General features: G+C 43.5%; 19 protein-coding genes. 13 read left to right on the plus strand and 6 right to left on the minus strand.

Features of this window, described 5'->3' with window-relative positions; all coding sequences use genetic code 11:
- Positions 1-40: 40 nt before the first annotated feature.
- Together HYU97_10230 and HYU97_10235 are read left to right on the plus strand one after the other, a co-directional pair.
- Positions 41-328, plus strand: coding sequence for a hypothetical protein (locus HYU97_10230; GenBank protein ID MBI2337120.1), 288 nt, complete (start codon positions 41-43; stop codon positions 326-328).
- Positions 318-638: a helix-turn-helix transcriptional regulator gene (locus tag HYU97_10235; protein MBI2337121.1), complete on the plus strand. Its 321-nt coding sequence runs from the start codon at positions 318-320 to the stop codon at positions 636-638. Before HYU97_10230 ends, HYU97_10235 begins: the two co-directional genes overlap by 11 nt.
- An 80-nt stretch (positions 639-718) precedes the next feature.
- Here HYU97_10235 and HYU97_10240 read toward each other — a convergent pair whose 3' ends face one another.
- Complete coding sequence (locus HYU97_10240; GenBank protein ID MBI2337122.1) at positions 719-952, minus strand: glutathione S-transferase N-terminal domain-containing protein; 234 nt, start codon at positions 950-952, stop codon at positions 719-721.
- Positions 953-999: 47 nt separating this feature from the next.
- On the opposite strand from HYU97_10240, the gene HYU97_10245 reads away from it, so the two are divergent.
- Both HYU97_10245 and HYU97_10250 read left to right on the plus strand, forming a co-directional pair.
- The gene (locus HYU97_10245) at positions 1,000-2,100 is read left to right on the plus strand and encodes a DNA recombination protein RmuC (protein MBI2337123.1); all 1,101 of its coding nucleotides are present in this window, start codon (positions 1,000-1,002) and stop codon (positions 2,098-2,100) included.
- Positions 2,101-2,274: 174 nt separating this feature from the next.
- Positions 2,275-3,081: a kinase/pyrophosphorylase gene (locus HYU97_10250; GenBank protein MBI2337124.1), complete on the plus strand. Its 807-nt coding sequence runs from the start codon at positions 2,275-2,277 to the stop codon at positions 3,079-3,081.
- 46 nt (positions 3,082-3,127) lie between these two features.
- Here the strand turns inward: HYU97_10250 and HYU97_10255 are convergent, their stop codons facing one another.
- Both HYU97_10255 and HYU97_10260 read right to left on the minus strand, forming a co-directional pair.
- A complete protein-coding gene (locus HYU97_10255) occupies positions 3,128-4,015 on the minus strand; it encodes an NAD(+)/NADH kinase (protein ID MBI2337125.1) in 888 nt (295 codons plus the stop codon).
- 85 nt (positions 4,016-4,100) lie between these two features.
- Positions 4,101-4,622, minus strand: a complete 522-nt coding sequence (locus HYU97_10260) for a nicotinate-nicotinamide nucleotide adenylyltransferase (protein ID MBI2337126.1) — start codon at positions 4,620-4,622, stop codon at positions 4,101-4,103.
- Between the two features lie 127 nt (positions 4,623-4,749).
- Between HYU97_10260 and HYU97_10265 the strand changes: the two genes are divergently transcribed.
- Positions 4,750-7,818, plus strand: coding sequence for a hypothetical protein (locus HYU97_10265; protein MBI2337127.1), 3,069 nt, complete (start codon positions 4,750-4,752; stop codon positions 7,816-7,818).
- Positions 7,819-8,123: 305 nt separating this feature from the next.
- Here the strand turns inward: HYU97_10265 and HYU97_10270 are convergent, their stop codons facing one another.
- Positions 8,124-10,736 carry a 1-acyl-sn-glycerol-3-phosphate acyltransferase gene (locus HYU97_10270; protein ID MBI2337128.1) on the minus strand — a complete coding sequence of 871 codons (2,613 nt, stop codon included), beginning with the start codon at positions 10,734-10,736 and terminating at the stop codon, positions 8,124-8,126.
- A gap of 231 nt (positions 10,737-10,967) precedes the next feature.
- Here HYU97_10270 and HYU97_10275 point away from each other — a divergent pair, with 231 nt between their 5' ends.
- Together HYU97_10275 and HYU97_10280 are read left to right on the plus strand one after the other, a co-directional pair.
- Entirely contained in the window at positions 10,968-11,483 is a 516-nt protein-coding gene (locus HYU97_10275; protein ID MBI2337129.1) for a hypothetical protein, read from the plus strand.
- A complete protein-coding gene (locus HYU97_10280) occupies positions 11,480-12,889 on the plus strand; it encodes a hypothetical protein (GenBank protein MBI2337130.1) in 1,410 nt (469 codons plus the stop codon). The genes HYU97_10275 and HYU97_10280 overlap by 4 nt, the downstream gene beginning before the upstream one ends.
- A gap of 87 nt (positions 12,890-12,976) precedes the next feature.
- On the opposite strand, the gene HYU97_10285 is transcribed toward HYU97_10280, so the two are convergent.
- Complete coding sequence (locus HYU97_10285) at positions 12,977-13,633, minus strand: MBL fold metallo-hydrolase (GenBank protein ID MBI2337131.1); 657 nt, start codon at positions 13,631-13,633, stop codon at positions 12,977-12,979.
- Between the two features lie 49 nt (positions 13,634-13,682).
- On the opposite strand from HYU97_10285, the gene HYU97_10290 reads away from it, so the two are divergent.
- From HYU97_10290 to HYU97_10300, 3 genes are all read left to right on the plus strand, one after another.
- The gene (locus HYU97_10290) at positions 13,683-14,183 is read left to right on the plus strand and encodes a hypothetical protein (protein MBI2337132.1); all 501 of its coding nucleotides are present in this window, start codon (positions 13,683-13,685) and stop codon (positions 14,181-14,183) included.
- Between the two features lie 175 nt (positions 14,184-14,358).
- Positions 14,359-14,808, plus strand: a complete 450-nt coding sequence (locus HYU97_10295; GenBank protein MBI2337133.1) for a hypothetical protein — start codon at positions 14,359-14,361, stop codon at positions 14,806-14,808.
- A 564-nt stretch (positions 14,809-15,372) separates the two neighbouring features.
- Complete coding sequence (locus HYU97_10300) at positions 15,373-16,218, plus strand: ABC transporter substrate-binding protein (GenBank protein ID MBI2337134.1); 846 nt, start codon at positions 15,373-15,375, stop codon at positions 16,216-16,218.
- 80 nt (positions 16,219-16,298) lie between these two features.
- On the opposite strand, the gene HYU97_10305 is transcribed toward HYU97_10300, so the two are convergent.
- Positions 16,299-17,291, minus strand: a complete 993-nt coding sequence (locus HYU97_10305) for an alpha/beta hydrolase (protein ID MBI2337135.1) — start codon at positions 17,289-17,291, stop codon at positions 16,299-16,301.
- Between the two features lie 127 nt (positions 17,292-17,418).
- Here HYU97_10305 and HYU97_10310 point away from each other — a divergent pair, with 127 nt between their 5' ends.
- The 3 genes from HYU97_10310 to queG are packed head-to-tail and all read left to right on the plus strand — an operon-like array spanning position 17,419 to position 19,020.
- The gene (locus HYU97_10310) at positions 17,419-17,652 is read left to right on the plus strand and encodes a ferredoxin (GenBank protein ID MBI2337136.1); all 234 of its coding nucleotides are present in this window, start codon (positions 17,419-17,421) and stop codon (positions 17,650-17,652) included.
- Positions 17,649-17,933: a hypothetical protein gene (locus HYU97_10315; GenBank protein ID MBI2337137.1), complete on the plus strand. Its 285-nt coding sequence runs from the start codon at positions 17,649-17,651 to the stop codon at positions 17,931-17,933. The genes HYU97_10310 and HYU97_10315 overlap by 4 nt, the downstream gene beginning before the upstream one ends.
- Entirely contained in the window at positions 17,923-19,020 is a 1,098-nt protein-coding gene (queG, locus tag HYU97_10320; GenBank protein MBI2337138.1) for a tRNA epoxyqueuosine(34) reductase QueG, read from the plus strand. The genes HYU97_10315 and queG overlap by 11 nt, the downstream gene beginning before the upstream one ends.
- Positions 19,021-19,154: the final 134 nt, after the last annotated feature.

A 19,154-nucleotide genomic window follows, 5' to 3' on the forward strand; every position in this document is an offset into this window, starting at 1 on the left:
TTAGGCCTTGATAAATAAACCTATTAGGTTTACTATTTTTATGTATAGAAACATTGATATACAATTAAGTAAGTTAGTTAAGAAACAGCTCTTAAAAGTTCCAATGCATATAAGGGATGCTTTATTTGCTTGGGTTGAAGATGTCGAAGAAGATGGCCTTTTAGAAGTTAGAAAAATTTCAGGTTATCATGATGAACCATTAAAATTTGATAGAAAAGGCCAACGTTCAATTCGATTGAGTAGGTCTTATCGAGCGATTTATGAAGTTATGTATGTGGGTGACAAAGAGATAATTGTCATTCGAGAGGTGAGTAAGCATGACTACTAAAATTAAAAAAAGCCAAGCGAGGGATTTTTTAGAAAAATTAACGGGTGGAGCTTTAACCTTTGGTCGACGTCTTACGGCCATTCGTCTTGGTGAGGAGGAATCTCAAATTGTTTTTGCAAAACGGCTAAAAATTTCCCCCCAGCATTTGTGTAACATCGAAAAAGGGTTGAAGATCGTTAGCCCCGAACGGGCTGCCAAATTTGCAAAAATTCTTGGTTATTCCGAAAAACAATTTGTACGATTAGCCTTGCAAGATCAATTAAACAAACAAGGGCTTGACCATCTAGCCGTTAATGTTCAGGCTGCTTAAAAAGATTGGGATCAAGACCTGACAATAGTCAGGGTGCTGGGTTTAAATATAAGGTTCATCTTGAGGCGGCCTAGCTTAAGCTAAAGTTTCCCTTGTTGGTCAAGTTCCATCAACTCCTGATACCCGCCAATCATTTGACCATCAATAAAAATTTGGGGCACGGTTTGCCAGCCGGTCTTTTCTTTCAAAGCAAGCTTTTTTTCTGAGTCGCTCACGTCGTGAACGGTAAAGTTGAGGCCCTTTGATTTTAATAACTTGATGGCGGCGTGGCAGTAGGGGCAATATTGTGTGACGTAGATTTCAACTACCTTCATGCACTTTCTCCTTGCCCCAGTTTAGCAATTTAAAGTAGATTTGGTCTATGTTTTATATCAGTATTGGATTGGCAGTGGGCTTAGCCGTGGCCAGCGTTGTGCTGGTGGTCTTTTTATTCTATCGCCGTCAGCACCAGCAGAACCAGAACCAGCAAAACGCTTTTTTGCTCTTTCAACAACAACTCGAGGGCATGCGCGATCAAGTGACCCGAAGTCTCGAAAACGTGACCGGCCAGGTGGCCACGCGTATTGATAAACACAATGAATTGCTGGCTCAAACCCATGATAATCTGGGCCAGCGGCTAGATAATGCGGCTAAAGTAGTAGGGCAGGTGCAGGGTAAGCTGGGGCAATTAGAAGAGGCGAGTCAAAAAATTTTCGAAGTGGGGAAAGACATTGGTTCGTTAAAAGAAATTTTGCAGGCGCCCAAATTGCGGGGGAATTTGGGGGAATTTTTTTTAGGGGAACTCTTGGGGCAAATTTTTACCAAAGATCAATACGAGTTGCAGTATCGATTTAAATCTGGTGAATCGGTAGATGCAATTATCAAGCTGTCGGGTTGGTTTGTGCCGGTAGATTCTAAATTTCCTTTGGAATGTTTTATGCGTTATTTAGAAGAACAGCATGAACCCCAAAAACGTAACCTCAAAAAATTATTCGTAACCGAAGTTAAAAAACAAATCGATAAAATTGCCGAAAAATATATTTTGCCTGCCGAAGGCACCAGTGAGTTTGCCCTAATGTATATCCCCGCTGAAAATGTTTATTACGAAATTATTGTCAAAGATGAATTAAGTGAGGGAAAACTTTATCATTACGCCATGAAGAAAAAGGTCATTCCAGTTTCGCCAAACAACCTTTACATTTACTTGCATACTATATTATTGGGTCTAAAAGGCCTTACGGTGGAACGGCGGGCAAAAGAAATCATGGCCTCCATCAATTCGCTGAAAAATGAATTTGGCAAAGTGGCAGAAGCGGCTCGTAAATTGGGTGGCCATTTAAATAATGCGCGGTCGGCCCATGAAGAAATGGGTGACCGGATGAATCATTTGGGTAATAAGATGGATCGTTTGCAAGCCTCCGACCCTGAGAAAAAAGAAGAGACGGTTTTAACAACGGAAGAAGAGCCACTAATGTTGAATTGACGGCGTAAGCTGTCATCCCTGCGAAGGCAGGGATCCAGTATGACAAAGCGAGATTGCTTCGGCCGGCTGGCCTCGCAATGACAGGGGGGCCATGAAAGGCCTCGCGATGACATTTATTCTGTCATTGCGAGGCCAGCCGGCCGAAGCAATCTCTCGCAATGACAAGGTGAGGATATGTCAAACAACACTTATTATATTTATGCAATTTCTGATGCGACTGGCGAAATGGCGATGAATGTTGCCTTTGCGGCCTTACGGCAATTTAAGGTTGAAAATGTCAGCATTGTGCGCAGGCCCAAGATTACCGATCGCAATAAGATTGTTTCGGTACTAACCGAGGCCAAGAAAAAGCATGCCATTGTGGTGCACACCTTTGTGGGTCATGAACTGCGAGAAATTTTTCATGAAGAAGCCGACAAGATTGGCATTTTGGGCGTTGATATCATGGGCCCAATGATTGATACCCTGACTAGCTTTTTGCATAGCACGCCCAGTGAAGAACCCGGTTTAAAATATAAACTCACCAAAGAATATTTTCGTAGGCAAGAGGCCGTTGAGTTTGCGGTGAAGCACGATGATGGTTTGGGTATGGATACCTTAGCGCAAGCCGATATTATTTTATTAGGCATCAGCCGCACTTCAAAAACGCCTTTGAGTATTTATTTGGCGCATCGTGGGCATAAGGTGGCGAATATTCCCATCGTTAAAGATGTGCCATTGCCCGAAGAGGTGAGTAAACTTGACTCTAAAAAGATTTTTGGTTTGGTGGTCAACCCTGAAAAACTAGTAGAACTGCGCGAAGCGCGGTTGGTTAAAATGGGGCGCCCCTTGACCGAAGAATATGCAAAAATCGAGAAGGTCTTGGATGAATTAGACTATGGTCGCAAACTGTTTCGGCAATTGGGTGTTACCACGGTCGATGTAACCGCAAAATCGATTGAAGAAATTGCCACTGAGATTCTGATCATGATGGGGTGGTGAGGCAGAGAGATTGCTTCGTCGCAAAGCTCCTCGCAATGACATGGGTCTACGGGTTGGTGGTAATTGCCTGCAAAGGTTCAACCCCACCTTGAATTTCAAGCTTATCTCCATAAGCCACCTGCGCTGCAAAGTGGGTGCCATCAAGTGAAATCAAACCGCGTTCCATTTTTGGAAATAAAATAAGCCGCTGGTTGGGTTTTAACCACCCCTGCAAAAGTTTATGGCGAACATCATTATCTAAAAATGGTTCGCGTACCCAGTATTTTAGTCGCCGATCGGTACGTGGGAAAGGCTTGGCCCCTGCAGATTTGATGGCAGCCGTAGAGCCAGTGCCAGTTGCGATCCAAATACCGGAGCTTTTTTGGGGCTCCATCTTTTTTCCTAATTTAATGACATAACGGGTGGTGCCTGCCGGGTTGGCATTAGAAAACAGGGCTTCGTTGAGGCATAAATAGGGCAGCATGGTTCCATTCACATAAATTCTTAAGCGGGGTAGCAATTTGGGTTTTATTTTATCAGCCAAAAGATCAAGTAAAAGGGAGTGGATATTTTTAATATGGGCAATACAAAGAGCGCCGGTGGATTCTCTCAGCGAAGAATTTACGCCCATCAATATGGCCTTTCGTAAAAATTGGCTGGTTTGTAAAAAAGTGCCATCTCCACCCACCGTGAGCACTAAGTCGTATTGATTCATTTGGTCGGCTAATTGGGTTACATCGTTACGCCAAATTTTTTGATAATCTAAACCTAAAAGAGTTAACAGGTGCTCAAGATATTCCAGGGTTTCGTGGTGTTGGCGATAAGAATTCATCCAAGCATGGGTGCAAGGGTGGCTGTTTTCAACTAATTTTTGGTAGTGAGATTCTTTTCTTTCTAAGACGTATTGTTGGTAGACGGGTTTGTTTGAAACGATGAGGATTTTTTGAATGTTCATAAAAACGGTGTCATCCTGAGCGAAAGCGAAGGATCTTCAATTTTATAATATGGAAGATTGCTTCGCTGGCGCTCGCAATGACATCCTAGTACAGTTTATTCTTCTTAATATATTCTTCTACTGCTGGCAGCAAATATTCTTTTACGGATTTTCCTTGGGCAATGTTTTCACGAATGACGGTCGAACTATCTTCGCCAAACCACTCGTGACTGCGAGGGTAAAATTTAAAAGGGATTAACTTTAAGAGTTCAGCAGAATCTTTCCAGTTGGGGACATCTGGTTGCAAATCTTCTCCTGCGACAAAGGCAAAATGATTTTCTGGGAATTGTCTTTTAAGATGAGTAATTAAATCAATGGTATAGCCGGTTAAATCTTTTTCTACTTCAAGCACGCGGGCCCCTTTTTGCGAAAAATTTAAGCGACACATTGCAACACGATCCACAAAAGCAGCGCTCTTTTTCTGATAAGGGTGGTGATAGACGGGGATGATCCAAACTTCGCTAAAACCTTCTTGGGTTAAAAGATAGTCGACAAATCGACTGTGGCCCAAGTGTGGGGGGTCAAAAGTCCCGCCAAAAATGGCAACAGGGGTTGGTTTATGGGTCATAATGGGCCGATGGGTATCATTTTTAACATAGCGCGTTATTTCAAGAACTATTTCAAACAGTTAAGCTATGTTTGGCAACAACTTTTTTAAGTAAAACCCGATAATTTATTGGGGCACAAGGGCAGCTATGGAATTAAAGCAAATTAAATTTTGTTCGGTCTTTATCTTACTGCTTTTTCTTTCGCTTTTAGCGGGGTGTTCGAGTGGGTCTGATGCGCCGTTTAGTTTAGGTTCTAAGGTGCCACCGCCCACGCCCTTTGCCAATCCCGATGAAATCCCCGGTGGTGGTGGGGCAGTACCAACGCCCACACCTACAGGGGGTGGGGCTACAGGCTGTGTGGTTCAACTCACGGGTGGCAATTTAGATTTAAAGGTTGATGCTCATATGCCGGGCCGGGACCCTTTGGTAAAACTCGATGCCCAGCCCGTTGATATTCCCTCCTTACCCCTGCATTTTGATGGCAACCAAGTAACTCTTTTGGGCAGCGAATTTCCCGAAATTCGACTAACCGAATTATCCGCTGATCGCGATTTGATTGTGCACGGTAACGTTGCCGGCAATGTGGCCACCGGAACCTTCGATCCGAGTACAGGGCAAATCGAATTAAAAGATTTTCGTTTTGTGGTGCAAATTCTTTCGAGTAAAGAGGCGGGGGCCAGCAATGTGGGTGACCCCATTGTTTTTCCCAAAACCATATTAAAAACCACAGAGATTACGGCCACCGGTAATGGCAATCCCATTACCGTGCAAGGCAAACCCTTAGATTCGCAAACTAAAGAAGTGGCGCTGGCGGCAGGCCTTACCATCCCGGTGGGCACTTTGTTGGATGCGGGTGATATTGGTGGCGGTGCGCTTACTGCCGTTTTTACAGGGGCATTTGATAAACTGCCCAACGATCCTAATTGTGTGGGTGGTGGCACGGTGGTGGGCGAGCCTGATTTTGCGATCAAAATGATGGTAGGCGAAGAAGAACAAGATATTGGTGGCAACACCTTAGACTTTGGTGAAAAATTTGCCGGCGGTTTAGAAGAAAAAGTTTTTCATTTACGGATTAAAAATTTAGGGACGGCCGATTTAACTTTAAACAAAATCACTCAAGCGGTTGGGGGCCCCATTGGTTTGCTTAAAGAAGATGGGGCACAGTTGATTACCCCAGTTCAAATTGCGGGAGGGTCCAATTTTGATTTTCGGGTTGAGTTTAAGCCCACTGCGGCCGATTTAAATGGCCAAGACAAATCTTATTCAGTGCCACTCACTTTTGAAAATAACGACCCTCAAACTCCAACTTATACTTTAACTTTAAAAGGCAAAGCCTTAGCCCCTGCGCCTAAGCTGTCGCTTACCGTGTTAGAAAAAAATGAGGCTACCGGCAGTTATGCCTTTGTAGAAAAAGACACCGTTGATTTTGGCGCGGTCTTTTTTCCAACCAACCAAGTGGTGCCAGAAAAACTCTATAGGTTTTTTAGAATTTATAATTTGGGAGTTTTGGATTTGCCCATGGCCAGCATGAAACTCACCATGAAAGATTTTACCTTTGGGGCGATTCGTTATGGCTACAATACGGCCAAAGATTGTGCTTCGGATAAATCACCGGTGGTAGGGGCCGATAACTGTAGTATCTTAATTAATAAAAAATTACTCGATGCCGATAGCGATGATGACCAAGTGGTTAATCTCCCGCCTGCCGACTTAAATGACTTGGAACATTCGATCCACTTAGATGTGATTGTGGGGTATCAGCCTTCTACTCACGAAGAACTAGCCACCGGGAAGTTCATCATCAAGGCCAATGGGGTTAGCGACCAGCAGATTCAGGTGGTAGGCCATGTAGATGCCAATACTAAAGCAAAAGTTATTTTATATTTTGATACCACCCCCGACAATGCAGAAGATGTTGAAAATGAAATTGCAGTTTTGACTGGGCAGATTTTTAATTTCAAAAGAAATAATCAAAATAGCAGCACTGCAAAAATTTATGTGGCCAATGGTGGGGCTGAAGGTGGGGATTTGTTGCAAGTCGATCCTTCAAAATTGACGCTAGAAGGTGATGCGGCTTTTACGATTAGCACGGATGGATTTGATGAAAAATTATTACAAGGTATTTCCGTGGTAGAAGGAAAAAAATTCTTGGGGACTTTAACCGTCAATAAACCTAGCAGCGTGATCCCTTACAAAAAGGCAACCTTAAAGTTAAAAGCCAAGAGTGTAAAATCCGAAGGTGGCAATGCTTCTGATATCGAAGATTTTACGAGCACCGTGTTCTATGGTTTGCCTGAGAGCGATAACTTAACTTTATTTGTCTCTTTTGCCATTGGGGCGATCGATAACAAAGATCTTATCGATAAGCCGACTCACACCGAACCCAATGATCCTTTAGGTTCTATTCCCATTAAGATTCAATTAAGTGGTGAACCCGGTGGTATTATTGTGGGTAAGCAATCGACTCAACCTAAATTTGAAGGTGCGCCAGCTTGTACGGGCACGCCTGCTCAACAAAAGGCCTGTGCCAGTGCCATGGCGCCAACCCGCTTAATTACAACATCGCTGGGTGGGCCATCGAATACTTGCCATGAAGGTGACTATGATGGGCTTTATGAAAGTGGTGAGTGTTCTTATTTTGCCATTTCCTTTGCGGGAAAAGAGGGCACGAATTATCCTCAAGGCGTGATTGCCGATACCAAACTCACCGATTCGGTTTTTAAAATCGACCTGCAAACTGGAAAGGCCCAATTGCTATTTAAGAATGTCTTAATTCGTTTTATGAATACCGAACATAATTTAATGACAGGCAACGGTACTCATTTCGATCATATCCTGCCCATTACCTTTACGACCGGAGTGCTGGGTTCGGAGGTGTCGGGTTATGATGAATCGGCTTATCCTCTGCTCAGCAAGGTCAACATTAACCAACCGCCCATGCGCCCGTTTATTTGCGATGGTAATGACAGTGATGGGAATAACAATACGGGTGATTGTATTGTGCCCGAAGGTTTACCAGATGGGGCGGGGGTGTTAGTGGGCAGAGATTGGAACTTGCAAACCGGCGAAGTGACGTTGGTTGGGGTGACGAGGATCGATCAGCAATCGCAACAAAATGACAATGATGCGTTTTTTGCTATTTTAGGGGAGCGGTATTTCTACATGGTATTGCAGGGGAAAATCTGCGGCGATGCCATTGGGATTCAGTGCAAATAAACCATGTCATTCTGAACCAACTTCTAATGTCATTCAGAGCCCAGCAGGGCGAAGAATCTTCCATTTTATTTTCAATTAGAGTCACGTCTTTTCGAGGTAGGGAGAGGCCAATGGAGAGCCCGCGCCCGGTCGGCCTAGTCGGGCTAAAAAATTTTTTGTTTTTGATTGAATTAGAGTATTCCTTCGTCATCCTCTAATTCAAAAAAACAATAAAATTTTTTAACCCTCCTACGTCCGACCTCCTGCGCTGAAAGGCTCTCCCTTGGCCTCTCCCTACCTCGAAAAGACTTCGAACAAATATTTTATCAATCCAAGCCGCCAGAAATAATTTTTAGTTGGGGGGAGGGGGCCTCGGAGAGGCCTAGGCATTTTTCTAAAAGATTGAGGTATTCTTCACCTAAAGCATGGTTTTGGGGGGCGGGAGAATAAATAGATTTTTTCTGGGATTTTTTTAAGAGGCCTAAATTAATATAAAAATGCAGGGCATTTTTAATGGTGAATTGGCACAGGCTTTCTTGATGGCGAATAAAACCCCGCAAACAGTGAGTTTCGCCGCTTTGGAGGATTTTGGCCAACAAAACCTTTTCTTCTATTTCAGGCAAAGCATTTTTCAGTAAGGTCTTTAGAGTTAACCAGTAGGTTTCATAGAACGGAGTGAGCAACTCGACCAATTCAGTAGCAAGGTTCACGTCTTTACAACTCACTTCACCTTTGGCTACTTCAATCAACCCGATCGTTTGAAGATAGTTCAAGGTGTCTTCGTAAGAGGAAGGCAAAAATTCCAACTCAAATAGTTTGCCCAAGATATGAAATTGATTTTGGATCGATTCAATAAGATGATTTTGCGCGAGTGAATAGGCCTTGAAGAAAAGGGCAAAATCAACCCAGCAATGAATGCCATTATTTTTGAAATAATTGAGCCGGGGGCGATTAAAGGCATCAAGGGTATAAAATTTTTCATATTCATCTTGGTGCTCTTGAACAAGGCCTTCTTTGACAAACTTGTTTAAGGCCTCGGTGAGCGAGCGGCGTGGGTTGTTTTTGAGAGAATCTGCAAAACGAATCTCTTTCTTTTCAAGCAGTTTTAAGAAAATCATAGCACTTTCTAAAGTCTTTTCTAAAGTTTTAGAACGTGAGGGGTTGCTTAGCAAAGCCATGGCAATTAAGGGAGAAGGGAATAAGGTTGCTATCGAGTTAATCGAACGCATGATTTTTTCTGCAAAAGCAGGAAGCCCGTGTTGTTTTAAAGATAAAGGCTGCCCAAACTCAACATAGGTTTTGCCATATTTGCGATTGAGAAATTTTCTTATTTTCAAAAGATCAGAAGTTTTTTCGGCATTCTTTTTACGACCTTTTACTTCATCTAAGTAAGATTTTTCTTCCATGATGCGTTCATAGCCAATCGAAACCGGGATAAAATAAATATCCTCAACCGTTTTTTCTTTAAGACATTCGTCATATATGCTGAGCATCCCCAATTTGGGGGGAAAGAGTTTGCCTGAGCGCGACCGGGTGCCTTCAATAAAAAATTCTTGCACACAGCCATAGGCAAGCAGGGTTTTTAAATAATATTTTAAAGTGATGGGATAAAGCCGGTCATTGCCAAAAGAGCGACGAATGAAAAAGGCACCTGAGCGCCTAAAAATTCCACCCAACGGCCAAATTGAAAGATTAATCCCAGCGCAGATATAAGGCAGTGAAATACCCTGTAGAAGAAAGAGATAGCTTAAAATAATATAATCCATGTGGCTACGATGTGCGGGCACCAAAACCACGGGATGATCTTTAATAATTTTTTTAGTACGGCTCAAACCTTCGTGGTCGAGGGTAATGCCGTCGTAGACATTTTTAAAAATCCAATTGAGCGTAAATTCCCACAGTTCAAAGACCGTTGAATTCATGTCGCCGGCTATTTCGTTTAAATGTTGATTAGCCCTTTTTTCCAATTCGGGCATGGGGATTTTAAGTTCGGTTGACAATTGAGTTAATTTTTCTTGAAAGCCATCGTCGGTTAAAATTTCTTCGATCACTCGGCGGCGGTGGCGCAATTTGGGGCCGGTGATGGCCTTGGTTTCTTTGAAAAACAAATGATGCAGGTGGCTGGCCAATGCTTCAGCATCAGCACTTAACCAATTTTTTAAATTGATGGGTTCGCCAATGCTAGCCACAGCTCGTTTTCGAAAGTTTCTCAAAAAGAAAACGACTTTACGTAACCACCCTGGATTGTGGCGTTCACCAAAGAGAATATCGATAAGGTTAGGTTGTTCACCGCCGGGGTGACGATCATAAACAAAATGCAAGGGTACGAGTTGAATGGGTTTGTCTAATTCGGCTTGGGCCGAAAGCAATTGTTGAAAAAGTGAAAAATCACTTGGCATCTCCCATTCAAAATCGCGAGGCAAATTAAGACAAAAGAGGGGCGCCTCATTTTGGGTTAAGGCCTCTTTTAAATCAAACAATTCACGATTAGAAAGCCACTTGTGGTGTTCAAAAAAGAAACGGATTTTTTTGGCTAATACCCCGAGGGCTTCTTGCCATGGCATCCAGTGGAGCATGCTAATTAAATTATTGTGGCAAGCGAGGCTCAAACCTTTTTTGAGAAAGAGCCGATTGAAATAATTATATTCGGTTTGCCCCCAGTTGCGCATGAGGTAAACCACCAAACCCTTTTGGCTTGCCTCACGAATATGGTCCAACTCAGATTCTTGAAATCGAATGGAGCTTAAAAGACGCCTAAAAAATAAATTCGCCAGCCCATTAAACCGGGTCAACATGCGTGAGGTGTCGAGATAGGGGGCGTGGGCTTCCAGCCGGTTGAAAAAATGAGGGAATTTTTTATGCAGTAAAAAATAGGGAAAACGCAATAGCAGGAGGATGCGGGTCGATAATTCTAGGAATAGGGGCTTTATTTTCGACATGGGGCTATTTTAGGGGGAATGACTTGGGAAAGAAAGGGTTTTATGTCATTGCGAGGAGCTTTGCGACGAAGCAATCCCAGTGGTTGGGCAGAAGAGATTGCTTCGGCCGGCTGGCCTCGCAATGACAGTACAACGGCTTTTAGGAGTTGATTAAGTGGGGTTTTTTCTTTTACAATATTAGTGTTGGGTTATGAGGTGGTTCTGGGAATCTTAAAAACTGAAAGGAATTCCATGGGTTATAAAATAGCGACTTTCTTGAGTTTTCTAACTCTTTGGTTCATGGGTACGACCGCTCAGGCCTTGATGGTGAGCCCCATCACCCCTGAGCAGCGCATTGGTTGGGCCAAGTGGGCCTGTTTATTTGAGGTCAAAGAGCAAAAAGCGGGGCCGGATGAATATGGCTATCCGGCTACTTTTTATAACTTACTTTGTTTGGAATCCATTAAAGGTGCAGCGGTTGGGGAAGTCGTTAAAATAAAAATGTATGGCACCCCCAACGAACGGGGTTCAATGGTGAAAGACCTCCCTGCTGGCACAAGGTTCGTAGGCTTTTTAACCGCACCTTCGCGGTTGGGTTTTGTGCAGTTTGTGGGATTATCAGGCAATAGTTTTTTTATGCAAAAGGTGCCAGGTCAAGTCGAGACCCCAGAATTTCAGGCTTCCCCACAAACCGGGCGTACCATGCCCACCCAGCAACTCATCCAAGAATATCGGGAGCGACTTAAAGCAAAGGAGTCGAAAGAGTGAAACAATTAACAATAGCATCGCTAGTCGTCGTGATTGGTTTTTTATCGCCTAATCTAGTTAAAGCCGGTGGTTGTATTGGCACCGATATTAACGGCACCTGTTTTAAATGGGATACGAGTCAGCCCATTGTGTGGAATCCCGACCCGGGTTGTTTTAAGTGTGGTTTAGGAAATTTTGACAAAGAATTAGAAGATGCCGAATTACCTGAAGAAAAAAATTCAGGGGGTTCTTGCCAATTAATGAAAGAAGAAGGCGAAGTGAATACCGATATTGATAATGCCACCGCTCGAGGCATGATTACAGCGGGTTTTCAAAAATGGATGAGCGTGCCGGGTGTTAAACTTACGATTCAAGAAGGGCCTGCCTTACCCGAAGATGCCAATTTGGCCACTTACACCAGTTATTATGTTCCCGATCCTCAATACAATCCTAACCACCCCTTGATCAAAGGTTGTTACGACAATGATCCCAATACCGCTTGTTATAATCCGGTGATCTTTGACCCCAACGGTCTTATCATGCAAGATTTGCTTGGCTTGTGTAATCAATATTCCATTTGGGGACTAGGTGGAATAACGCCTCGGGATGGATATAACGATCCCGTTTTGAAAAAAGGTCAATTTGTCATCAACGCGGCTTGTATGGCCTCCTCTACGGTCTTTCCGGGTTGTGAAGCCGGTGGGGGTTGTGCCCGCATTTTAACCAAGGCCGATATTGAAGCGGTGATGGTCCACGAGTTAGGGCATTTTTTAGGAATGGATCACAGCCAAGTGGCCGCTGAGAGTGTGTATTTTTGTAATGGGTTTCCCAATGGTTGCACGGATGATCTAAAAGACGACATCCCTACGATGTATGCCAGCCTTGTTCCCAATGGTGGGCAAGAGACCTTGCATCTTGACGATATGGTGGCCTTTGCAAAAATGTATCCCGACCCCACCCCAGCTAACCAAACCTTTAAGAAGCAGGATTGTACGATCAAGGGGAGTGCATGGCAGGCCCAGTGGTATTTAAGATGTGCCGAGGTTTTAGCTGTGCCAGTGAGTGGCGCCCTCGGCAGCGAGAGCTATGATTACGCCAATGCGGTCTCGGTTATTTCAGGGGCTGAAGCCTCTAAGCTCGATGTGAATGATCGCAGCCAGTGGAATTGTAGTAAGGCAGGGGCCGAATGCAGTAAATTTGAAATCAGTGGCATTAAAGTGGGGCAAAAGTATCGGCTGCAAATTCATCCTATCTACGATTGGGGGATGGCTATTGATCCTTGTTACCCAGCCGTGAATAGTCAAGGTCAAGTGACGCACAGTGTGCCAAATATTAATCCTAATTTAAATGCCCATGAGTTTACTTGTAATGTCGCGGGGTCGGTGTTGACCGTGCCAGGTGGGAAAGTTACTACGACTTTGAAGTAAACGTCTATATCATGGATCCCGGGTCAAGCCCGGGATGACGGGATTACGTCATCCCGGGCTTGACCCGGGATCCATCTATGACATTTATTACCTTGGCCGCATTCTGAATTTTGTAAAATCGTTGAGCGATTCAGCGGCTAATCTTAAATAAGGGTTGGATAACTTTTGTTCTTTCAAACTACTGTGGGGAAGGGCCGCGTAGTTGTGGCCTGGCATGATTTGAGTTGCTTCGGGCAACAATAAAATCTTTTGTGTCAGCGTGTAATACATGGCTTCGGGGTCGCCACCTGGCAAATCACATCGCCCACAACCATCGATAAACAAAGTATCTCCCGTTACCAAGTGATCATTAACCAAAAAACATTGCGAACCAGGGGTGTGGCCAGGGGTATGAATGAATTGAATATTAAACTGCCCCACTTTAATCGATTCACCATCTTGAGTTGAATGAATATTACTTTTAGGGATGGGGACAAATTGTTGATCTTGTTTATGGATATAAATCGGGCAATTTTTATAGTTTAATAAATCTTCAATGCCATTGGTATGGTCACGGTGGTGGTGGCTAATCAAGGCGCCTACAATCTCTAAATCTTCAGCTTCAGCCGCCTTAATTAAACGATCAACCTCCCAGGCAGGGTCCACCAAGATCACCTGGTGGGTGGCTAAATCCCCCAGAAGATAGGCAAAATTCTCCATGGGGCCAACCTCGATTTGTTTCAAATAAAAGCCGCCTTGCGTCATAAACAGTAACCCTTCCTATCTTCCCAATTCTTTGTTAATATAAAAGGTAATGAACAGCAAGGTCATACAATTTTCGAGGCAGGGTAATTTACAAACCAAGACCAGCGCCTCGTCGTTGGTGAAAGAGGATTATCTTTATACCTTAGATATGATCATTAACGATGCTCAAAAAGATCATTATAAAGAACACTGTGTGGTTTGTGAGCCGATGAAACTCATGGGCACCCATCGAGATCGCGTGATTACTGAGATGGCGGGCACCATGGTAGGGGTATTTTTCGAAGATTTTACCCAATATTGTGAAGATGTTAAAGGCATCGTTTTAGAAAAACTATTGCGGCGGGATGCGCAGGGTCGGATTTACCCTACGATTCAAGCTCGATTTAACGAACTTATTTTAGAACAATTGGAAGTGGACATTCAAGATTTTGTGGTCGACATCGAAAAACACTTGTTGAAATATACGCAATCAAATCTTTCGGCGAAGCGCAAAGAAATGATTGTTAAAAACACACTTAAAATGCTCAAGAAAAATTGGATCAATTTTTGAAAATAAGCTTTTTGAAGATGTAGGCACTATTATTTTGGAGCCCGTTCAAGCATGATAGACTTCTCTGTCATTGCGAGGAGACCCTTCGCTAGGCCTCAGGGCAGGCTCCGCAATCTCTTTTGTTTAACCGGTGGGATTGCTTCGCCCGTTGGGCTCGCAATGACAAAGGATTTACATGGCAGCGCTTTTTATTTTTCGTGTTACCGCTGGGATTATCTTTCTTGTCTTAGGTATTTTTCGTTTACAATATAGCGGCCCGGAGGCCTTTGGCTTTACCTTATTTCATTTGGCAAGTCGCGGAGCGCTGGGTTTTTTTCAACCTGTCTTTCAACAATATATATTACCCTATCAAAGAGAAGTTTATTACGTTTTAGTGATTTTATATCTGCTCTTGGGGGTTTTATTTTTGTTAGGGGCCATGGTTCGTTATGCGGCCTTTTTGTTGTTGGTGTATGGGGCCCTCATGTTGGTGAGTAGTTTTAATTTGGGTTATTTATATCAAATTATGAGCGTGGCTTGCATGGTTTTAGGGCTGGGGTTTTTAATCAATAACCCAGGCCAGGTATTAGGCTTAGACCAACTCCGCATGAAAAAGAAAAAACCTCCCCAATTAGTTACAGAATAATCGCTCATATAATTATACAAATTGCTCACCTAAAAAGTTTTACTGAAGGGGGCTAAGGGGGTTATCGAGAACCCGCACCCGTAAAGCCTACTCGGCCCAAAAAATCTTTTATTTTTAATTGAATTAGAGTATTCCTCTGTCATCCTCTAATTCAAAAAAATAATAAGATTTTGTTGGGCCTCCTACGGCTTTACTTCTGTGCTACAGGTTCTCGATAACCCCCTTAGCCCCCTTCAGTAAAACTTTTCATATTTCTGCAAATATTTGCAGAAAAGTCTTTTCGGGGTCATTGTTGTGGTGAAGCCATCGCGGAAGCGGCGGGGCCCCCTATGCGGATTTGCCGGCATGGAAAGCCGAGGCCCCCGCCTCTGGCGGGGGAACGCGGAAGGATTCCGTGCCGGCAAATCTGCATAAGGGTCGCCGCTGGAGCGCCGGCTTCAACACAACAATGACGCCGAAAAGACGTGGCGCTATTTACAGATGAATTGGAAGATTCTTTATGCAAGAGGTCTATGCAAGAGGTCTATTGACGATCTTGCTTGGCCCTGTTAGAGCAAGCCCGCCATGGTTGAAAAAGAAATTATTCAAATTGCCCATAGCCCCGATAGCGATGATGCCTTCATGTTTTATGCCTTGGCTAATGGTAAAATCGAAACCGACGAATTTGAATTTCAACATATCTTAAAAGATATCGAAAGCTTAAACCAAGCGGCTTTTAATCAAGTTTATGAGGTTTCGGCCATTTCATTGCATGCCTTTCCTAAGGTGGCCAAAAATTATGCCTTGCTAAGTTCAGGGGCCTCGGTGGGTGATAATTATGGCCCCATGGTGGTGGCTAAAACACCCTATGCCCTTGATGCAATTGCCGAAAAAACGGTGGCGGTGCCAGGTCTCAATACAACCGCTTTATTAGCCCTAAAAATATTTGAGCCCAATCTTAATTTTATGGTCATGCCTTTTGATGAAATCATGCCCGCTATTGAAAGTGGAAAAGTCGATTTGGGTTTGATCATTCACGAAGGGCAATTGACTTATCGGGAAAAGGGTTTTCATTTGATTTTAGATTTGGGCGTGTGGTGGAAAGCAAAGTTTGGCCTACCCCTACCTTTGGGCGGGAATATTATTCGTAAAGATTTAGGCATTGATAAGATGAAAAAGATCGCCCAACTCATTTATCAAGGCATTAAATATAGTCTAGAACATCGCGAAGAAGCCTTGGCCTATGCCTTAAGTTTTGCCCGTGGAATGGACCCTAAAACCGCCGATCAATTTGTGGGCATGTATGTGAACGAGTTGACCCTCGATTATGGAGAGGTAGGGCGAAAAGCGGTGATGAAACTTTATGAAGAGGCGGTGGGTAAGCAAATTTTACCAGAATTACCCAAGGTAGAATTTTTAAGCCCAGACTGATGTCATTGCGAGCGGTGTCATCCCCCGGCTTGACCGGGGGACCCATGATGCCGAGCGCGGCAATCTCGCTTTGCACAATTTCAATCCTGCTTTTTCAACCAGCGCAAAATGGCAGGGAACACCTCTTTTTTAGAATGTAAGCCTAGAACCAAGTCAATGTGGCCATAGTCAACCCGATGGCCAAACTTTTTTCCAAACACGAGAATCTTTTTATTTTTGCTAGGAAATTGGGCCAAGATTTTTTTGACTTCGTCGGGATCGGTAAAAGAATCTTGGGTTCCTGCCACCATGAGAATGGGCATGGTGAATTTTTTTAAAGAACCCATATAATCTACTTTCCGATCGGCCGATTTAAAATGACCGTGCCGAAACCAATCGTGAATTTGCAGTACCAAGGCGGTAGGCACATTTTCTACCCCATATTTTAGTAGTTTTTCCAAAAGCGCAGGGGTCATGTTTTCTTTTGAAATCACAATTTGCTGGGGATGGTTTAGAATTTGTTCGGTGAATAGCTTCGCTATCTTTGACATGAAACGATAAGGCATGTGGGGTAGGTATTTAATGATACGGTCTAACTCGAAGGTGTAACGGATATAACCGATTTTTCGGCTGGTGGTAACGGGTGTGGCAATGGTGGTTAAACTTTTGAGATCTTTTGGATTGATTTGTTGAATATAAGCATAAGCCATCACCCCACCTAAGCTGTGGCCTATCCAGTGAAATTGTTTTTTCCCAGTCACTTGTCTAATTTTTTTGGCAACAGCAGGGAGATCTCTTAAAACGTAATCATCAAAATTCCATTGTTGTTGGTGAGCGAGTTTGGTTTTGCTAGCCCCGGCGCCACGGAGGTCAACGATCCAGGTGTCAAAACCGGCCTGATGCAGGAATTTTGCCAAATTTAAATCTTCATCAGGAAAGTCAAGATTGAACCGATTACTCGCTAAACCATGAACTAAAAGCACCGGATAGCGAGTTTTTTTTAAATCCCCTGGGTAGCGGTAGAGTGATAGAGTCCATTGATCTTGGGTATTTACGGTATGAACGATGGGGTGGCTCGAGGGGTTTGCCGACATGACGGATCTCAGTGTAGAGGTTTTGTATTGAAATTCAATTTATTTATTTTATGTTGTCTTTTTCAGGATTGTATGGGAACTCGCATTTCCAAATCGTTCATGTAGGGTTTTTAGGAGACAACTCATTATGGCAAATAAAACCGATAAGCTAGCCAACCAGCCCGAAGGTCAATTTTACGTGGATAGCCAGTGCATCGATTGCAATCTGTGCCGTGAAACCGCACCCGATAATTTCAAACGCAACGACGATGGTGGTTATTCTTATGTTTTTAAGCAACCTACCACCGACGACGAGAAAAAGTTGTGCCAAGAGGCCTTAGAGTCATGCCCGGTGGAAGCCATAGGCAATGATGGTCCATGAAAATCACGGTTCATGCAGCCCAAAAGATTGAAGAATTTAGAGCAGCTTTGGCCGAGCCTTGCCCTGCCTATTTTAGGGTGTTGTTAGAAAGGCAAGATTGCCAAGGTGCGCAGTGCGCCTTTTCTTTTGATGAAAAGAAAGAAGGGGATGTTGAGTTATTGATGGAAGGGGTTAAAGTAGTGGTTGATCCTTTTACCCTGCAATGGGTGGGGCAGGGTACTATTGAATTTGAGTCCAATCCAACCCAAAGTGGTTTTCTAATCTCTTCCCATGTCCACTAGGGACGTTATTGTTGCTCAATTACAATCATTGGGGTTTAACCAGGTAGGCATTGCGGTCCCAGATTTAAACCTGAACTTAGAAGAGAATTATTTTTCTCAATGGCTAGTCAAGCAATGGCATGGCCAAATGGAATATTTGAGTAAGCTTAAGCACAAGCGCATGCAACCTGAATTGATTTTGCCAGGGCTTCGATCTGTCATTGTGGCAAGTTATTTTTATCAACCGCCCCTTGATGAGCCAGAAGAATACCGTGTTTCTTGTTATACCCAAGGTGGGGATTACCATAAAAAATTAGGCAAAAAACAAAAAGCATTCGCGCAATGGTTTGCCAAAACATTTCCTGAGCATCGGCTTTATACCGAAACCGATACGGGCCCGGTTTTAGAAAAAGTGTGGGCCAAACGGGCGGGGCTTGGCTGGATGGGGAAACATACCAATGTGATTCACCCGCAAAAAGGATCCTATTTTTTTCTTTCTACATTTTTGACCGATTTAGAGCTTGCTCCTAGTGTGCCTCTGGCGGATCATTGTGGCCATTGCATCCGCTGTATTGAGGTGTGCCCCACGCAGGCTATCATAGCCCCTTACCAATTAGACGCTAGGCTTTGTATTTCATATTTGACCATTGAGTTAAGAGGCCCCATCCCTCGTGATTTGCGGCCTTTGATTGGCAATCATTTATTTGGTTGTGATGATTGTCAGGCCGTGTGCCCTTGGAATCGCTTTGCCACGAGTTCTCACGAAACCATGGTTATTGAACAAACTTCTTTTGAAAAATTGTCACTTCAGAACTTTTTAAATTTTTCAGAAGAAAATTTTCGCCAACATTTTAAAGGTACTGCGGTGTTACGTTGTAAATATCAGGGGTTTATTCGCAATGTTTTGGTGGTGGCCGGCAATTCCAAAAACAATTTTTATTTTGAAAGTGTTGCTAAGCGATTAACTGATGCTGATCCGATTTTGCGGGGGCATGCGGTATGGGCTTTGGGGCAAATTGATTTAGAAAAATCGCGATCTCATTTTGAAATGTTGAAGCAGACGGAGCAAGATCCATTTGTGCTAGAGGAGATAAATTGTTGCACCTAAAAAGTTATTTTGAGTTGGGCTAAGGTGTCTATCGAGAACCCGCACCCGTAAAGCCTACTCGGCCAAAAAAATCCTTTATTTTTATTGAATTAGAGTATTCCTCTGTCATCCTCTAATTCAAAAAAATAATAGGA

This window comes from Deltaproteobacteria bacterium (assembly GCA_016183235.1).
GTDB lineage: Bacteria > UBA10199 > UBA10199 > DSSB01 > JACPFA01 > JACPFA01.

Coding starts and splice junctions, on each gene's coding strand:
- HYU97_10300 (MBI2337134.1), top strand. CDS start 15,373: ATGGTTGAAAAAGAAATTATTCAAATTGCCCATAGCCCCGATAGCGAT.
- HYU97_10305 (MBI2337135.1), bottom strand. CDS start 17,291: ATGTCGGCAAACCCCTCGAGCCACCCCATCGTTCATACCGTAAATACC.
- HYU97_10230 (MBI2337120.1), top strand. CDS start 41: ATGTATAGAAACATTGATATACAATTAAGTAAGTTAGTTAAGAAACAG.
- HYU97_10255 (MBI2337125.1), bottom strand. CDS start 4,015: ATGAACATTCAAAAAATCCTCATCGTTTCAAACAAACCCGTCTACCAA.
- HYU97_10260 (MBI2337126.1), bottom strand. CDS start 4,622: ATGACCCATAAACCAACCCCTGTTGCCATTTTTGGCGGGACTTTTGAC.
- HYU97_10235 (MBI2337121.1), top strand. CDS start 318: ATGACTACTAAAATTAAAAAAAGCCAAGCGAGGGATTTTTTAGAAAAA.
- HYU97_10315 (MBI2337137.1), top strand. CDS start 17,649: ATGAAAATCACGGTTCATGCAGCCCAAAAGATTGAAGAATTTAGAGCA.
- HYU97_10265 (MBI2337127.1), top strand. CDS start 4,750: ATGGAATTAAAGCAAATTAAATTTTGTTCGGTCTTTATCTTACTGCTT.
- HYU97_10250 (MBI2337124.1), top strand. CDS start 2,275: ATGTCAAACAACACTTATTATATTTATGCAATTTCTGATGCGACTGGC.
- HYU97_10290 (MBI2337132.1), top strand. CDS start 13,683: ATGAACAGCAAGGTCATACAATTTTCGAGGCAGGGTAATTTACAAACC.
- HYU97_10310 (MBI2337136.1), top strand. CDS start 17,419: ATGGCAAATAAAACCGATAAGCTAGCCAACCAGCCCGAAGGTCAATTT.
- HYU97_10285 (MBI2337131.1), bottom strand. CDS start 13,633: ATGACGCAAGGCGGCTTTTATTTGAAACAAATCGAGGTTGGCCCCATG.
- HYU97_10270 (MBI2337128.1), bottom strand. CDS start 10,736: ATGTCGAAAATAAAGCCCCTATTCCTAGAATTATCGACCCGCATCCTC.
- HYU97_10240 (MBI2337122.1), bottom strand. CDS start 952: ATGAAGGTAGTTGAAATCTACGTCACACAATATTGCCCCTACTGCCAC.
- queG (MBI2337138.1), top strand. CDS start 17,923: ATGTCCACTAGGGACGTTATTGTTGCTCAATTACAATCATTGGGGTTT.
- HYU97_10295 (MBI2337133.1), top strand. CDS start 14,359: ATGGCAGCGCTTTTTATTTTTCGTGTTACCGCTGGGATTATCTTTCTT.
- HYU97_10245 (MBI2337123.1), top strand. CDS start 1,000: ATGTTTTATATCAGTATTGGATTGGCAGTGGGCTTAGCCGTGGCCAGC.
- HYU97_10275 (MBI2337129.1), top strand. CDS start 10,968: ATGGGTTATAAAATAGCGACTTTCTTGAGTTTTCTAACTCTTTGGTTC.